12 protein-coding genes and 1 riboswitch are annotated in these 14,786 nt (G+C 63.4%); of the genes, 3 read left to right on the top strand and 9 right to left on the bottom strand.

The annotated features are described in order from the left end of the window. Window positions 1-3: 3 nt before the first annotated feature. Window positions 4-1,593 (bottom strand): MFS transporter, encoded by a 1,590-nt coding sequence (locus ACPFMJ_RS06005; protein ID WP_424362932.1) that lies wholly within the window; start codon window positions 1,591-1,593, stop codon window positions 4-6. An 870-nt stretch (window positions 1,594-2,463) separates the two neighbouring features. Between ACPFMJ_RS06005 and ACPFMJ_RS06000 the strand changes: the two genes are divergently transcribed. Continuing rightward, window positions 2,464-3,387, top strand: coding sequence for a LysR family transcriptional regulator (locus tag ACPFMJ_RS06000; RefSeq protein WP_424362931.1), 924 nt, complete (start codon window positions 2,464-2,466; stop codon window positions 3,385-3,387). Window positions 3,388-3,393: 6 nt separating this feature from the next. On the opposite strand, the gene ACPFMJ_RS05995 is transcribed toward ACPFMJ_RS06000, so the two are convergent. From ACPFMJ_RS05995 to ACPFMJ_RS05975, 5 genes are all read right to left on the bottom strand, one after another. Continuing rightward, complete coding sequence (locus ACPFMJ_RS05995; protein ID WP_424362930.1) at window positions 3,394-4,467, bottom strand: 5-(carboxyamino)imidazole ribonucleotide synthase; 1,074 nt, start codon at window positions 4,465-4,467, stop codon at window positions 3,394-3,396. 1 nt (window position 4,468) lies between these two features. Next, window positions 4,469-4,933, bottom strand: a complete 465-nt coding sequence (purE, locus tag ACPFMJ_RS05990; protein ID WP_424363796.1) for a 5-(carboxyamino)imidazole ribonucleotide mutase — start codon at window positions 4,931-4,933, stop codon at window positions 4,469-4,471. Between the two features lie 110 nt (window positions 4,934-5,043). Further along, complete coding sequence (locus ACPFMJ_RS05985) at window positions 5,044-5,862, bottom strand: carbohydrate kinase family protein (RefSeq protein ID WP_424362929.1); 819 nt, start codon at window positions 5,860-5,862, stop codon at window positions 5,044-5,046. Window positions 5,863-6,098: 236 nt separating this feature from the next. Further along, a complete protein-coding gene (locus ACPFMJ_RS05980; RefSeq protein WP_424362928.1) occupies window positions 6,099-8,459 on the bottom strand; it encodes a TonB-dependent receptor domain-containing protein in 2,361 nt (786 codons plus the stop codon). A 107-nt stretch (window positions 8,460-8,566) separates the two neighbouring features. Beyond that, a riboswitch (cobalamin riboswitch) is annotated at window positions 8,567-8,760 on the bottom strand. Between the two features lie 12 nt (window positions 8,761-8,772). Continuing rightward, window positions 8,773-9,303 carry a hypothetical protein gene (locus ACPFMJ_RS05975; protein WP_424362927.1) on the bottom strand — a complete coding sequence of 177 codons (531 nt, stop codon included), beginning with the start codon at window positions 9,301-9,303 and terminating at the stop codon, window positions 8,773-8,775. Between the two features lie 103 nt (window positions 9,304-9,406). Between ACPFMJ_RS05975 and ACPFMJ_RS05970 the strand changes: the two genes are divergently transcribed. Both ACPFMJ_RS05970 and ACPFMJ_RS05965 read left to right on the top strand, forming a co-directional pair. Then, complete coding sequence (locus tag ACPFMJ_RS05970; RefSeq protein WP_424362926.1) at window positions 9,407-10,618, top strand: cation:proton antiporter; 1,212 nt, start codon at window positions 9,407-9,409, stop codon at window positions 10,616-10,618. A gap of 109 nt (window positions 10,619-10,727) precedes the next feature. Continuing rightward, window positions 10,728-10,901 carry a hypothetical protein gene (locus ACPFMJ_RS05965; RefSeq protein WP_424362925.1) on the top strand — a complete coding sequence of 58 codons (174 nt, stop codon included), beginning with the start codon at window positions 10,728-10,730 and terminating at the stop codon, window positions 10,899-10,901. Between the two features lie 408 nt (window positions 10,902-11,309). Here ACPFMJ_RS05965 and ACPFMJ_RS05960 read toward each other — a convergent pair whose 3' ends face one another. The 3 genes from ACPFMJ_RS05960 to ACPFMJ_RS05950 form a co-directional block, all read right to left on the bottom strand. Continuing rightward, window positions 11,310-11,543, bottom strand: coding sequence for a hypothetical protein (locus tag ACPFMJ_RS05960; RefSeq protein WP_424362924.1), 234 nt, complete (start codon window positions 11,541-11,543; stop codon window positions 11,310-11,312). A 111-nt stretch (window positions 11,544-11,654) separates the two neighbouring features. Continuing rightward, window positions 11,655-13,214 (bottom strand): ATP-binding protein, encoded by a 1,560-nt coding sequence (locus tag ACPFMJ_RS05955; protein WP_424362923.1) that lies wholly within the window; start codon window positions 13,212-13,214, stop codon window positions 11,655-11,657. After that, the gene (locus ACPFMJ_RS05950) at window positions 13,204-14,706 is read right to left on the bottom strand and encodes an ATPase domain-containing protein (protein WP_424362922.1); all 1,503 of its coding nucleotides are present in this window, start codon (window positions 14,704-14,706) and stop codon (window positions 13,204-13,206) included. The genes ACPFMJ_RS05955 and ACPFMJ_RS05950 overlap by 11 nt, the downstream gene beginning before the upstream one ends. Window positions 14,707-14,786 lie beyond the last annotated feature (80 nt).

The raw sequence follows: 14,786 nt of genomic DNA, 5'->3' as shown, positions 1-14,786 counted from the left end.
GCATCAATGTCCCGCCGTCACCGCTTTGCCCCCGAGTTTCGGCGTCGCATGCGTCGCATAGGCGGATGGGTCCTTCTTCAACCGCGCGAACCAGACCAGGACGCCGAGCAATAGCATGATGCAAGCGCCGAGCAGAAAGGCGTCGTTGAGAGCCAATATGCCCGCCTGCTGGCGCATCACGCGCGCAATCTGGCGGCGCGCCACCGATTCGGACATGCCGAGATTTTGAAACTGTTGGGTCAGCGTCGCGATCGTGTCCAGAGAGGCGTATCGTCTTCCCCCGAGATAATCAGACAAATTGAGCTGGTGCCATGGGGTGCGGCGGAAATAGATCACGCTCTGCAGCGCGATTCCGAAGGCGCCGCCGACAAGGCGGAAGAGCAGGAACTCCTCCGCGGCGCGTTTATATGTCGCGCCCGCCATGCCGTAAGTCGCAAGCGTGGACGTCGGCGCGGAGAGCGCCGCGACGCACAGGCCGAGGAAAATGACCGGAATGACGAGCGCGTCAAAGGACGCGTGCTTGTCGAAGAGTCCGAGCCATGTCAGCACCACGGAGGAAGAGACGCACATCAGGCAGATGACGAGCCGGACGTCGACAGCCTTGGAGATGGCGTACATGAAGCCGGCTAGCGGCAGGCCCGCGATCATCATGACGAGATAGACGTTGCCCGCGAGCGACGAGGTGTATCCGAGCAGCAACTGCATCTGCACGGACAGGAGCGACATCAGGCCCTGAATGGTGAGAAAGCCGAAAAAGCCGCAGGCGACGCCGATGGCGTAGCTCGACCGCGAAAAAAGGCGGACGTCGACGATAGGATTGCGCTCGCCCCATTCCCAGAAGATGAAGGCTGGAACCAGGACGACGAGAATGATCAGATCCAGTTCGAGCAGCGGCGAGCCGAACCAGTCGAAATCATTGCCCGTCGAGAACATAATCTGCAACCCGACGAGGATCGCGGCGAGAAGGCCGAAGCCGACGGCGTCGAAGCGGACGATTTTGCGCTTGTAGCTGCGCCCGTAAAGGAGCGCCCCAACCGTCGCGGAGATGAGAAAGCCCAGCGTCGCGTTCGTGTAGAAGAGCCAGCGCCAGGAGAAATACTCCGCCCAGAAGCCGCCGAGAAACACGGCGAGCGTATAGGGAAGGATACCGAGCGCGGCCCAATAGCCCAGGCCGATCTTGTATTGCTTCTCCGGCAGTTCTCCGAGCGCGGCCGATTGGCTGACGACAGCGAGGAAGCCGCCGATCACGCCGAAGGAAAAGCGCGCCGGCGCATACATGAAGATTGTCTCGCTGAAGGCGCAGACAAGAGAAGCGATCGCGTAGCAGAAGTAACCCGCGAGGAGCGTCCGATACTCCCCGTATCGGCCCGACAGAATGCGGGCGAGCGGCACGCCGAGCGCGACGCCGATCAGATAGAAGGTCGTTCCCCAGGCCGCGAAGCTCGGCGTGACGCCTTCCAGTGAGCCGGCGGAGTAGGGCGTGAGAATGCTGTGGCCGGAGACGTTCGACAGCACGTCGACATATCCCACGCCGAGCGCGCCAAGAAGCAGCAGCAGCTTGCCGCCCGTCAGTCTGTCGAAATCCGCCATCATGCGGGCTGACGATCCTTGGCTCGATTGGGCTGAAGGCGTTCGGGCTTCTGTTCGCAAGCGGGCGCGCCCGCGGAAGCGGGGAAAGCGGCGGAACGAGCGACCTTCTCTCCCTCGGGGCGGAACCTTAAGCATGGGCTGCGCGGCGAAGCAAGCGTTAAAACTGTCATATTCGCCGTCCTATTCTTGAGAAAAGTCTAATTTTTGTGGCTCCAAAATTTCCAATGCTTGTGGTCTCATAAAATTGAATGGTCGTCGACGGCATCAGTTTTCGCCTTTCCCTTGGGATTTTCCTTGACCACGCGGCGAATTATGACGTTTGAACGATCTGCTTTGAAAATAGAAAGAACAAATATTTGGGATCGATTTTCCCAATATACGCAGCGCTTGGGCTTTGCTTTTCAGGAGGTTGTCGAGGGGGATTGCGAAAAGGCGGAAGGACCCCTGCCTGGAGGGAGGATCCTTCCGCCTCTGAGCCAAAGCGAAGAGCGCTCGGTCCTACGCCGGTGCGGGCTGCCGTGCAGCCTATGCAGGCCCGCATCCGGTTTGGAGACGACCAAACACCGCTACGCTTCGACCAAAAGTCCCGGCGCCAACCCTCCGTCATTGCGAAGGCCGCGAACTTCCGGCACTGTGTCGTGAGGCCTCACTCTTGGGCGACTCATCGAAACGCGCCGGGGAAGGACTGGCCATCTCGCCAGCATGGCGGCGTCGATGGCGGTCACCCGGACCTTACGCTCTCCTGACGCTACGCGGTTCCCGCACATGAAGGGGCAGCGGCGCGGGGACCCATGCTCTTGAAATAGCGCAGCCTAGCGTTATAGAGAAATAGGATATAACTATTCGATCCATCGTCTTTTCCGATGAGCTGCCATGGACCGCCTGAACTACCAGCATCTCTTCTACTTCTGGAACGTCGCGCGCGAGGGCAGCGTGACGCGCGCCAGCGAGAAGCTGCGGCTCGCCCAACCGACGATCAGCGGCCAACTCGCCGTCTTCGAGGATGCGATCGGCGCGCAGCTTCTGCGCAAGGAGGGGCGCAAGCTCGCCCTGACGGAAAAAGGGCGCACGGTCTACAATTACGCCGACGAGATTTTCGCGCTCGGGCGCGAACTCACCAACACGCTGAAGGGCCGTTCGGGCGCCCTCGGCCATCGGCTGAGCGTCGGGGTCGCCGACGCGCTCCCAAAGCTTCTCGTCTACCGCCTGGTCGAACCCTCGCTTCGCAATCCGGAAGATACACAGGTCGTTCTGCATGAGGACAAAGTGGAGCGCCTGCTCGCGGAGCTGTCCCTGCATGGCGTCGATATCGTGTTGTCCGACGCGCCGGCGACCGCGTCGATCGGCGGGCGCGTTTATAATCATTTGCTGGGGGAATGCGGCGTCGCCGTCTTCGGCGCGGCGCATCTCGCGGTGAAGTATATGGACGATTTTCCGAGGTCGCTCGAGGGCGCTCCGTTACTCTTTCCCACGCCAGCGACGGCGCTGCGCCGCTCGCTCGATCTTTGGTTCGAGCGGCTGAAGATCTTCCCCAATATCCGCGCGGAGATCGAGGACAGCGCGCTGATGAAGACCTTCGCCGCCGCCGGCGTCGGTCTCTTCGTCGCGCCGCTCGCCGTGCGCGAAGAGATCGAGCGCCAATATGGCGTGTTGAAGGTCGGCTGTCTCGACGGCGTGACGGAGACTTTCTACGCCATCACCGTGCGCCGGAAGGTGGACCATCCCGCGATCACGGCGATTTTGGAGAACGCCAAAAACTGGTTGGTGATCGGGGATCCGCCCGCCTCTGCGAAGTAGGTCGGCCTATTCAGAAATCCGCGTAACGTGACCCATCTTGCGGCCCGCGCGGCTTTCCTTCTTGCCGTAAAGATGCAGGCAGGCGCCGTCCTGCGCCAGTATCTCCGCCCATTTGTCGGCGTCGGCGCCGATCAGATTGCGCATCACGACCTGTTTGCCGTGGCGGCGCGCAGAGCCCAGCGGCATGCCGGCGATGGCGCGCATATGCTGCTCGAACTGCGAGGTCACGGCGCCATCGAGCGTCCAGTGACCTGAATTATGCACGCGCGGCGCGATCTCGTTGACGACCAGGCGTTCGCCGCTCGCCTCCTGCACGACGAACATCTCGACCGCGATGACGCCGACATAATCGGCCGCTTCCGCAATACGATGCGCCATGTCGACGGCGGCCTGCGCGGTGGCGTCGCTGATCGCGGCGGGCGCGGTGGTCGTCGCGAGGATGTGATGCTCGTGGACATTCTCGCAGACGTCGTAAGCGCGGAACTCGCCGTCGAGCCCGCGCGCCGCGACGACCGAGACTTCCTTCGCGAAGGGCACGAAGCCTTCGAGAATGCAGGGCGCATTGCCGAGGCTCTTCAGCGCCTCCGCGAGCTCGACGCCCTCTGCGATCTTCGCCTGACCCTTGCCGTCATAGCCGAAACGGCGGGTCTTCAGGATCGACGGCCGTCCAAGCTGTGCGACGGCGCGCGTGAGCGACTCGGTATCCGTCACATCGGCGAAAGGCGCGGTGGCGATGCCGAGGCTCTGGACGAACTGCTTCTCTATCAGCCGGTCCTGCGTCAGCGCGAGAACCTTGGGGTTCGGCCGCACGGGCCGATGGGCTTCGAGCACTTCCGCCGTGCGCGCGGGAACGTTCTCGAATTCGTAAGTGACGACGTCGACCGACTCGGCGAAGGAAGCGAGCGCCGCCTCATCGAGAAAGTCCGCCTTGGTATGGGCCGCGCAGACGTCGAAGGCCGGGTCGTCCTCGACCGGCGAATAGACATGCGATTCGAGGCCGATCCGCGCGCCGGCCAGCGCCAGCATGCGCGCGAGCTGCCCGCCGCCGAGAATGCCGATGGTCGCGCCGGGTTTCAGCATGTCACGCCTCGTCCTTCGGAGTCTCGGCGACGCTCGCCGTCTGCTTCGCGCGGAAATCCGCGAGCCGCGTCGCGAGCGCCTTGTCTTTCAGGGCCAGAATGGACGCGGCGAGAATGCCGGCGTTGATCGCCCCCGCCTTGCCGATGGCGAGCGTCCCGACCGGCACGCCGCCCGGCATCTGCACGATGGAAAGGAGCGAATCCATGCCCTTGAGCGCATGGGATTCGACCGGAACGCCGAGCACGGGCAGATTGGTCATGGACGCCGTCATGCCGGGAAGATGCGCGGCCCCGCCGGCGCCGGCGATGATCACCTCGAAGCCCTCATCCGCGGCGCCCCTGGCGAAGGCGACGAGCCGGTCGGGCGTGCGATGGGCGGAGACGATTCGCGCCTCGCAGCCGACGCCGAGCGCTCCGAGCGTCTCGACGGCATGCCGCATGGTGGCCCAGTCGGACTGCGACCCCATAATGACCGCGACAGGCGTGTTCGGCTTCGCCACTTTGAAAATCCATCGGCTCGAGCGTGGGAAGCCACGCCCCATAGACGATGGGGCGGCGCAAGGCAAGGCGTCCGCCGCTACCGGGCGCCGAGCCGGGTGATGGCCAGCGCCGCCAGCCGCAGGCCGTTGCGCGCGGCCGTCGCAGCGTCCGCTCCTTTAAGCAGCGCCGCGATAACCCCGGCGTTGAAAGCGTCGCCGCCGCCGATGCGGTCGACGGGCTCGACCGGGACCGTGGGGACGGTCTCCACGCGGCCCCCGCTCAGGACCTTCGCGCCCTCGGCCCCATGGGTCACGTACCAGACCGCTGGATCGCAGCCGTGATGCTCAAGCAGAAAGCCCATCGGATTCTCCGAACCGATCGCGCGCGCCAATTCGTCCCGGTTCGTGAAGACGTAATCCGCCGCGCGGGCGAAGGCGGGATCGTAGCTGCCGTTGAGCTCCAGCGAGAGCCGCCACGGCCCGCGCGCGCGTGAGAGGAATTTGGCGTCCCGGACCGTCACATGCAGCCAGTCCGCTTCCGCCGCGAAGGGCAAGGCGTCTTCCGGCGTCCACGGAGCGTCGAGGGTCGGGCTCGTGACGATGCGCTTGTCGCCGGGCGGCGAGAGGCAGACCGCGACGGGCGATGACGACCGCACGACACTGACGCCCGCCACGTCCACGCCCGAATCCGTGAGGTCGCGAAGGGCGAAGGCCCCGAGGAGGTCGTCGCCAACCCAGCCGAGCATCCGCACGCGGGCGCCTTCTCGCGCGAGCCAAACGGCCGTATTGGCGGCCGATCCGCCGCCGCCCACGGCGATGGCGTTCGCCGGAATCTTCTCATGCGCCTCGGGCAGGCGGTCGAGCCGCAAGGCGACGTCGAAATTGATGCTGCCGAGGCAGCAGATTAGTCGGGGCATGGCGCGGGCGATCTCAACGAGCGGGGCGGTTGGTCCGGCCGAAATAACAGTCTCGCCGCACCTTGTCGCATTATTCTCATCGCTGCAGCGCCCCCACCCTTTATCCCTCCCCGCCACTCCGCGGGGGTGGGAGGCGACTCACGCCAAATATCCGTGGATGCGGCTGCGTCTTGATCCCCGCACTGCGCGCCACCCCTTCTCCCAAAAGTGGGAGAAGGGGTGGCGTGGTCGCAGCCCTAAAACGCCGGCAGCGGCCCGCCAAGCGTCACGCGCACGGCCGGCGGCTCCACCGGCTTGAAATGCCGGTCCATGACGCCGACGCCGCAAACCGACCCCGGCGCGACGCCCGCGAGACATTGGGCGTAAAGCGCGTCGCTCGGCAGCAGCGAGCCATAGCCATAGGTGATCTGGTCCGAACGCGAGTTGAAGATGTTGAAAGCGTCGAGCTGCAGCTTCCAGCCGTCTTCCCAGCGGTATCCAAGCCGGGCGTTGAACGTGCCGGTCGCAGGACTTGTGAGGTAGCCGTCCTCGGTGAGCGGGCGGCGTCCGAAATAGCGGTATTTCAGCGCGCCGAACCAGCCCGTCGCTTCGCCAAGCTCCAGTCCCCCCATGGCGACGATGGATGGCGAGTTGATGAGATAATTGCCGGGCGCATTGCCGAGATAGGTTCCATAGGGAAAGGCCTCGGGCGAAAGCAGGTCGATCCAGGCCAAAGCCTGTTGTTGGTCGACCCCGCGAAAACGCGCCTGCACCAGCGACACGTCGCCGTCGAAGGTGATCCAGCTCGCCGGTTTGTAGTGATTGGCGATCTCGACCCCGTAGCGGCGGCTCGGTCGCCCGAAGGTCGTCGTGCCTTCGTCGCCGACAAACTGGTTTTCGGAATCGAGATTGAGCCAGAAGAAGGCGACGCTGCTGTCGAGGCCCTCGATATATTTCGTGCGCAACCCAAGCTCCGCGCCGCGAGACTTCACGAGCAACGGAATGCGCGCCACGGGAACGAAGCCGTCGCTTTCCGAAAGTTCGGATGTCGAGAAGCGCTGCACGGCGCCGCGCGCGTCGGTCGAATGCATGCCTTCGCCGTAATTGGCGAAGAATTCGGTCTTCTCCCACGGACCGAGAATGATCGAGGCCTTGGGGCTGAAGATCGCCGCGTCGCGCGTTCCGCTGTTGAAGGGGCCCGTCCAGAGGAACGCGGCAAGGCCCGTGCTCGCCGTGAATTTCGGCGCGTCCCAGAGCGTCTGGATGGAGTTGACGCTCGCCGCGTAATAATCGAAGCGCCCGCCCGCGACGGTCTTCAGCCACGGGGCCCAACGCACCGTCGTATCGGTCCAAAGGCCGACGCTGCCTTCGCCAACGGCGTCGTTGCGGATCGCGTCATAGGGCTGGCGACGGATGCTGTCCTGCAAACCGAGGCGAATATCGTCATAGCGCGTCTGCAGGCCGATGAGCGTCTCGACTGGCAGGCCGAAGGAGTCCCATCTGATCCCATGCTGCGCATTTGCGCCGATCATGGTGCGGTAATCGAATTGCCGGAACTGATCGCCGAGATCGGGATGGGCGAGGAAATAGGTGAAGTTGTTGAGAAGCTCCAATGTCGAGCGCACGGCGTAGGCTTCGACCCGCGTCGAATGATCGCCGCTCGTCTCGCTCCAGCGCGCGGAAAGCGAGAAGCGTGACGTGGCGCCGCCGTCTGTCGCGTCGAGCGTGCCCCAAAGCGATTTCAGTCCCGAATAAACGGCGCGCTCCGGTATCTGATCGGTCGAATACCATTTATTGGCGTAGCCCATGAAGGTGACGGAGGCGCCGTCCGCTTCCGTGCCGCGCGACCAGCGCAGCACGCTGTTGATGCGGCGCAGATTGTCGCCGCGCTCCCACGGCCCGTTGTAATATTGCGCCTCGACGGCGCCATAGGCCGAGCCGCCCGCAAAATCCTTGTAGGGCGCGACGGCGAGCGCGCGGCCATAGGCGAAACTGCCGCCGGTGAGCGCGAAGAAGCCTTTGTCGATCTTGTCCTTGTATTGAAGATAGATCGAGCCGGCGGAGGAGAAGTCGCCGTCCTGCGCGTCATAGGGCCCCTTTCGCGCGAGCACGTAAGCGAGCAGCTCCGGGATCAGGAAATTGGAATCCGCATAGCCCTGCGCATGGCCGTTCGTGCGCATGTTCAGCGGCACGCCGTCGAGATACAGCGCCATGTCGGTGCCGTGATCGAGATTGAAGCCGCGCAGGAAATACTGGTTCGCCTTCCCGTCGCCGGAGTGCTGGGAGACGACGAGGCCGGGCACGATCTCAAGCGCTTCCGCTGGCCGCGTGAAGGGCAGGGAATTGACTTGCTTGCCGGTGAAAAAGCTTTCGCTGGCGGCGGTGAGCGGCGGCGGCTTTGGGCCGTCTGAGACTGGCGCCGGCGCCGCGACGGGGCGCGAGACGGCGGCGACGGGAGACGTCGCGCGCGGCTGTTGCGGCCTGGCGGGCGCAGCGACATGCGTCGGGCGCGCCGGGCGATGCGCGCCGATATTGATGGTGGGAAGGGCTTGTTGGGCATGCGCCGCCGTTGCGGCGGATAGAGCAAGGGCGGAGGCGAAAAGCGAAAGACGCGACATGGCTGACTCGCAGCAGACGTGGACCGTCACTGCGAATGGCCGCCGCCTTCGCCGCGCAAACGACGAAAGATGAAGCCGCTCCGGTGCACCCCGCCCGGCGCTTTCGCGCGTGACCACGAATAACGGCAGGTCTCCTGGCTCGCGGGTCATTGCGCTGGACCGCCTTCCCGGGTCGCCCCAGTGGCTTTTTTGGTCTCGCGCTCGCCGCTTACAGTTGCGGGGGCAGCCGCGGCATTGGGCCAAGGGCCCGCACCGCATTCCCTTTTGATCCCCGAAGGGAACCGTTGACGCTAGTCAAAAGGGTTGACGCAGGTCATGTCAAGGGCGCCGGTTCAGATTTCGGCACGGGGAGAGTCTTCGCGGCGTGATGCGTGAGTTCCCGCTCGGCGTTGTAGACGAAATCAGCATGGACCCTGATGAACGAATATTCGTCGGGGATCGAGGTGACGAAGCTATACTCCGTCCTCACGCCCGGATAGACGAAGGTGTATTCCATCTTCTCGGATATGAAGCCGCCTTCGCGAATGAGGTGTGGGAATTTGAGCTGCTTGCGGATCTTCGGATCGCTGTTGTCGATCCCGTCGGTTTCTTTCAGCCCGTTGATGCCGAAGGTGAACTCATAAAGGCGCAGAGGCGTGACGCCCTTGTTCTCGATGGTCGCGACGACTTCCGCGACGGTTTCGCCCTTGTGTCGCCCGACGAAATTGCAGGTGACTTCCAAGAACACCCTCGGAAATAGCTCATCCGTGCGGCGCCATTTCCATAGCGCCCATGCGCCGCCTGCGACGGCTATAAACAGGGAGCTGACGCCCCCGAGAAATGTAATGGCCTCCGAAAAAGACATTTTGATCCTCCGAAAATCCGGAGCGCCGGCGCAAATAGTCTTATTCCGGCGACGACGCCCGCGCTAAAGATAGTCCTTCTTTGCTTCGCCGAAAATCGACACCATGGACGAACAACTCACCAAAGCCGTCGCCTCTCTCGCCGTAGCGATGATCGTCGCCATCGTCGCGCGGCGCCTGAAGCTGCCTTACACGGTCGGCCTCGTCATCGTCGGCGCCGTCATCACGCTGACCAAGCCGGACTTCGGGCCGCATCTCACGCATGAGTTCATCTTCGATCTCATCCTGCCGCCCTTGCTCTTCGAAGCAGCTTTGACTCTCTCCTGGCGGGAGCTGCTGCGCGACTCGCTGCCGCTGCTGACGCTTGCAGGACTCGGCACCGTCATCTCGGCGGCGGCGGTCGCTTATGCCTGCGTTGCCCTTCTGCATTGGCCGGCCCCTTCCGCGCTCGTCTTCGGCGCGCTCATTGCGGCGACCGACCCCGTGGCGATCATCGCCATGTTCAAGGACAACGGCGTCAAGGGCCGTCTGCGGCTCCTCGTTGAGAGCGAAAGCCTGCTCAATGACGGCGCGGCGGCGGTGCTGTTCGTCATGGCGGTCGCCTGGGCCGAGAGCCATGGCGCGGGGCAGGGCGCAAGCGAGATCCTTCTCACGCTCGGCCGCATCGTGCTCGGCGGCGTCGCCGTCGGCGCGCTGGTCGGGGGCGCGGCGATCCTGCTGGCCATGGGCACGACGGAGCACCTCATCGAAGTGGCGCTGACGACGATCGCCGCCTTCGGCTCCTTCCTCTTCGCGGAGCATCTGCATGTTTCAGGCGTGCTCGCCTGCGTCACGGCCGGCCTGATGATGGGCAATCTCGGCCTGCTGCGCGAGGAGAACCGCAGCTATCTGAGCTTCAAGGGCCGGGAGATGGTCCACGGCTTCTGGGAATACGCGGCCTTTCTCGCGAATTCGATGGTGTTTCTGATGATCGGCGTCGACGTCGCATCCACGCCCTTCGGGGAATATGGCTTCGGGTTGATCGTCGCCGTAATCGCGATCGTTCTCGTCGCCCGCGCGCTGACCGTCTATCCGCTGAGCGCGCTCTTTTTGCCGACCCGCTGGCGCATCAGCTTCGGGGAGCAGCATGTCTTGTGGTGGGGCGGATTGCGCGGGGCGCTCGGCCTCGCGCTCGCGCTGTCGCTGCCCGACGAATTGCCGATGCGCGACGTCATCGTGGTCGCAACTTTCGGCGTCGTGGCCTTTTCCATCGTCGTGCAAGGGCTGACAATGCCCCTGTTGATGCGCGCCCTCGGCTTTGTATTTCAAAGGGGTTGACCTTCGGGCTTATGGCGGTCGAACCTGGTTTGACCCGGCGGGGTCTAAAAGACGAATTGGAAGCAAACCATCCGCACGCGCTTCGTCAAAAGGGCGTCACCGGCCAAGGATGCACGCTCTCGGCGTAAAAGGCGCATTCCGGGAAATCTCCGAGGAATTGCCGGAGGACAAGCAATACGTCAGCCGCGTGCGCCGTTGCCCCAAGATCGACGGCCGCAAAGAAATCCGCGAGAAGCATGTCCCGCACGACCTCAGGCCCGCGCCAGAGGTTCAGCAGATATGACGAAAGCAAAACCCGATGCTTGGTCGATGGAGTCACCCCCAGGATCAACTCGCCAGAGGGCAGGCCAGACGCTGCACTAAACTCATTAACGCTCAGCATTTTCGACCTCCGCTCACGGCATCTATGGGACATGATGCTGCGCAGGAAGGCCGCGTTTCAATTTGGTAAATTTACGTATCCTGTGGATAAAACCGCACGGCGATTGACTCATGCTAAAAGAGACGGAGCCTGAGCGAAGCGAGCAAGCCCGCCCCGTTCGAGCGGCACGCTATTCTTATTCCCGCCGAGCCTGTTAACGGCGCGGAGGTCGGTCGCCAAATCGACGACCGGTCCGCGCCGGGGCTGCAATCGGCGACAAAAGCTCCCCGGCGCAGGGGACTTTGCGAGCCCTCGGCTTTATTCCGAGGGTTAGTGATGGAAGGAGAACAACCGCCAGATCGCGAGCGACATCGAGGCGATGGCGACGAGGGCGAGCGCCGTCGTCACCTTGAGGAAGACGGACGCGAAGAGTGGCGCCTTCTCGCGCTCGCCGACGACACGCACGCCGGAGACTTGGCGGGGGCGGCGGCCATAGGCGTCGGGCTGCGGCGCCCGGGGACGGCGGTCGAAGGAGTCGTTGATCGAAATACCGAGACGGGGCATGGCTTGGTTTCCCAATAATTGACCGATGGCGGATCGCTTCTGTCCCAAATGGGGACAGTGGACCGGCCTACAGTCACGGGCTTCAAGCCGCGTGCCGGGGAACCCGCAGTTCTAGCAACCGACGACCTGGCGCAAGGCGTCGCGGCTGATCGGTTTGACAAAGTGATGGGAGAACCCGGCTTCCCGCGTGCGGTCCCGGTCTTCGCTCTGCCCCCATCCGCTGAGCGCGATCAGCATGGCGTCCTTACCTCCTGGCGTCGCCAATATCTGTCTCGCCGTCTCGTAGCCGTCCATTTCCGGCATGCCGAGATCGAGGAAGACGAGATTCGGCCGGAACTCGGACAGCGCGCCAAGCGCTTCCTGGCCGCCATAGGCGACCCGGCTTTCCACGCCCATCGTTGTCAGCAGCAAGGCGAAACTGTCCGCGACATCGCGGTCGTCATCGACGACGAGCGCCTTCACATCCGTCGCGTCTTTGGGAGCAGGGGCGGCCCTGGCCGCTTCCTCGCGTCTTTCGGCCAATGGCAGGCGGACGATGAATGAGCTTCCGCGATCCGGGCCGTCGCTGTGCGCTTCTACCGTACCGCCATGCAACGTCACCAGATTGCGCGACAGAGCGAGCCCGATGCCAATCCCGCCCTGCGCAATGTCGGCGACTCTGTGAGATTGCGAAAAGAGCTCGAACAGCTTGGGCAGCACGGCCGGGAGGATGCCCATTCCATTGTCGGTGACGTCGATCACCGCTTCGTCGCCTTCAGCGCGCATCGAGACGCGAATGTCGCCGCCGGCGGGGGTGTATTTCGCAGCGTTGTTCAGAAGATTTGCGAAAACCTGCGCGAGCCGCACCGGGTCGCCATCCACGATGAGCGGAGCCTCGCTCGGACAGACGGTCAGAACATGGCCGCCGGCCTTGATCAGGGGATCGCTGATTTCGAGCGCCTGGCGCAGGATGTCGGCGAGATTTTCGCGACGCTTCTGGAGAACGATTTTTCCGGTGGCGAAACGGGAGATCTCCATCAGATCGTCAACGAGACGAACCAGATGATCGACCTGCCTCTCCACCATCGAGACCAGCGCACTCGCCTTGTCGCTCCCGCCCGCTCCGTCGCGCTCCAATGTCTTCAAGATGTAAACCGCGTTGCGGATCGGCGCGAGCGGGTTGCGCAATTCATGCGACAGAATAGCGAGAAACTCGTCCTTCTTGCGATTGACGGTCCGTAGCTCCTCCAACGCGTCGCGCACGGAATATTGCAGCCGCCGCGCTTCGACCGCCGCGCGCAGGGCGCTGACCAGCGTTCTTTTCGGAACCGGGCGCACGAGGAAATTGACATTGGGGCGCGCTTCGAGAGCGCGCAGAGCCGGGATTTTGCGAAGAGACGCGCTCCTGCCGAGGAGCACGACGACAGGCAATGACGACCAGGACGGTTCGGGGCGGAGCCAACCATCCTCAAGATCGGCGCGCTCGGTCGGCAGCGCCTCTTCCGCTATCAGCACGCAACCCGCGCCGCGGTCGATCTCCCTGCGCAACGCCTTGAGATCGTCGCAGATGCGCGTCTCCAATCCGCTTCTGGCGAGGGTCTCCGCAGCGAGCGCGGCGTCGCGACCCTGCGGCGTCGCGATCAAGACGCGCAGATCGTCGCAGTCGCTCGCTGCGTCGACGCTAAGGTCCATGAGCCGCACCGTCGCCCTGAGTGGGCGCGAGATAGACGGGCGCTCCCGTGAGTACGCCGGAAAACCCCTCCAGCGGCTCGCTCACGGTTATGAAACCTGCGCCGGGAATCAGCTCGCGGATCGTGGTTTCATGTGGCCCGCTTCGCTTCTTGACCACGGACATGGCCTTGTGGATGGCGCCTTTGACCTCATAGTACCGCATGAGGAACACATTGTCGGCGAGAAAGCTCAAATCAATCGGCGCTGACATTTCGGAGCCCAATATTCCGTGCTGCGTGAGCGTCAGGAACGTCGCGACCTGCCGGCGACCGAGATAGGAGACGAGTTCTCGAATGTGCAGAAACACCGTTCTTTCATCCATGGCGGATTGCAGGTAGCCGTTTAGCGTGTCGATCACGACGACCTTGATCTGCTCCTTTTCCACCTGCCGGACCAGCAGATCGGCGATCTGTCCGACGCTGAGTTCGGCGGGGTCGAGATGGCTCATCAGAACAAGCCCCGACTCTTTCGCGCGCCTCATGTCGAAGCCAAGGCCTTCGGTCCGGGCGAGATGGGTTTCCACGCTTTCGTCAAAGAGCATGATGCTGCTCTTCTCGCCCCTCCTGGCCGCTTCAGCCGCGTAGAGCGTCGCGATTGTGGACTTTCCGATCCCCGCGGGTCCAACGATGAGCGTGCAGGAGCTTCGCGGCACGCCGCCGCCCGTGAGCATGTCGATCTCGTCGATGCCGCTTCGGATCGGCTCGCCCAATACCGCCCTTTCATGGCTTTGGGCGACGAGGCGCGGATAGACGACGAGGCCGCCGGTGACGATGGTGAAATCATGCGCGCCGCTCAAATAGCGGCAGCCGCGCAGCTTGCGCACGCGGAGCCGGCGGCGGTCCGCGCCATAATTGGTGTCGATTTGCTTGAGCTCGATTATGCCGTCTGCGAGGGTCTGGCTGCGAAGGTCTTTCTCCGACGTCGCCGACTCGTCGAGCATGATCGTCGTGCAGTTTTTCGACGACATGTAGTCTCGAATGCATATGAGCTGGCGGCGGTGAAAAGCCGGCGTTGGCGCCAGCACTCTCAGGCTCGAAATTGTGTCGAGCGCGAGCAGCCTCGGCTTCAGCCGGTCGACCTCCTCGAAAAGATGGCGCAGCGTTTCCCCGACTTCGACCTCCGCTTCGGGAAAGAGCGTGTAGTCGGCTCCACCCAGCGCGTCGCCTGTCGCCGGATCTCCAAACTTGATGGTGGGAACCCTCTCCAGGCTCCAACCGTGAGATCGGGCGATGGATTGGAGTTGAGCAGGCGTTTCCGCATTCGTCGCGAGGAGACAGGTCTCGCCGTTTCGGACCGCCTCGAGCAGGAACTGCATCGCAATCGTGGTTTTCCCGCTGCCTGGCGGTCCTTCGATCAAAATCAACGAATTTCGTGGCAAGCCGCCCTGCAGAACCTCATCCAGGCCGGGGACGCCTGATTGGAAACGGGCAAACTCAACCGGAACGTTAGACATAGGCCGCCACCTTGGATCTCAAGGAAATAGAAGCATGGCGGCAAATATGGATCAACTCAGCTGGCCGCTGTAGAAGTAAA

The organism is Methylocystis parvus (genome assembly GCF_049675845.1).
GTDB classification, from domain to species: domain Bacteria; phylum Pseudomonadota; class Alphaproteobacteria; order Rhizobiales; family Beijerinckiaceae; genus Methylocystis; species Methylocystis parvus_A.
Note: the sequence above shows the minus strand (reverse complement) of the source record. Positions and strands in the feature narration are given on the sequence as shown.

What these genes read in the sequence shown, in the direction of transcription:
- ACPFMJ_RS06005 (WP_424362932.1), bottom strand. Translation starts at nt 1,593, where the DNA reads ATGATGGCGGATTTCGACAGACTGACGGGCGGCAAGCTGCTGCTGCTT.
- ACPFMJ_RS06000 (WP_424362931.1), top strand. Translation starts at nt 2,464, where the DNA reads ATGGACCGCCTGAACTACCAGCATCTCTTCTACTTCTGGAACGTCGCG.
- ACPFMJ_RS05995 (WP_424362930.1), bottom strand. Translation starts at nt 4,467, where the DNA reads ATGCTGAAACCCGGCGCGACCATCGGCATTCTCGGCGGCGGGCAGCTC.
- purE (WP_424363796.1), bottom strand. Translation starts at nt 4,933, where the DNA reads ATGGGGTCGCAGTCCGACTGGGCCACCATGCGGCATGCCGTCGAGACG.
- ACPFMJ_RS05985 (WP_424362929.1), bottom strand. Translation starts at nt 5,862, where the DNA reads ATGCCCCGACTAATCTGCTGCCTCGGCAGCATCAATTTCGACGTCGCC.
- ACPFMJ_RS05980 (WP_424362928.1), bottom strand. Translation starts at nt 8,459, where the DNA reads ATGTCGCGTCTTTCGCTTTTCGCCTCCGCCCTTGCTCTATCCGCCGCA.
- ACPFMJ_RS05975 (WP_424362927.1), bottom strand. Translation starts at nt 9,303, where the DNA reads ATGTCTTTTTCGGAGGCCATTACATTTCTCGGGGGCGTCAGCTCCCTG.
- ACPFMJ_RS05970 (WP_424362926.1), top strand. Translation starts at nt 9,407, where the DNA reads ATGGACGAACAACTCACCAAAGCCGTCGCCTCTCTCGCCGTAGCGATG.
- ACPFMJ_RS05965 (WP_424362925.1), top strand. Translation starts at nt 10,728, where the DNA reads ATGCACGCTCTCGGCGTAAAAGGCGCATTCCGGGAAATCTCCGAGGAA.
- ACPFMJ_RS05960 (WP_424362924.1), bottom strand. Translation starts at nt 11,543, where the DNA reads ATGCCCCGTCTCGGTATTTCGATCAACGACTCCTTCGACCGCCGTCCC.
- ACPFMJ_RS05955 (WP_424362923.1), bottom strand. Translation starts at nt 13,214, where the DNA reads ATGGACCTTAGCGTCGACGCAGCGAGCGACTGCGACGATCTGCGCGTC.
- ACPFMJ_RS05950 (WP_424362922.1), bottom strand. Translation starts at nt 14,706, where the DNA reads ATGTCTAACGTTCCGGTTGAGTTTGCCCGTTTCCAATCAGGCGTCCCC.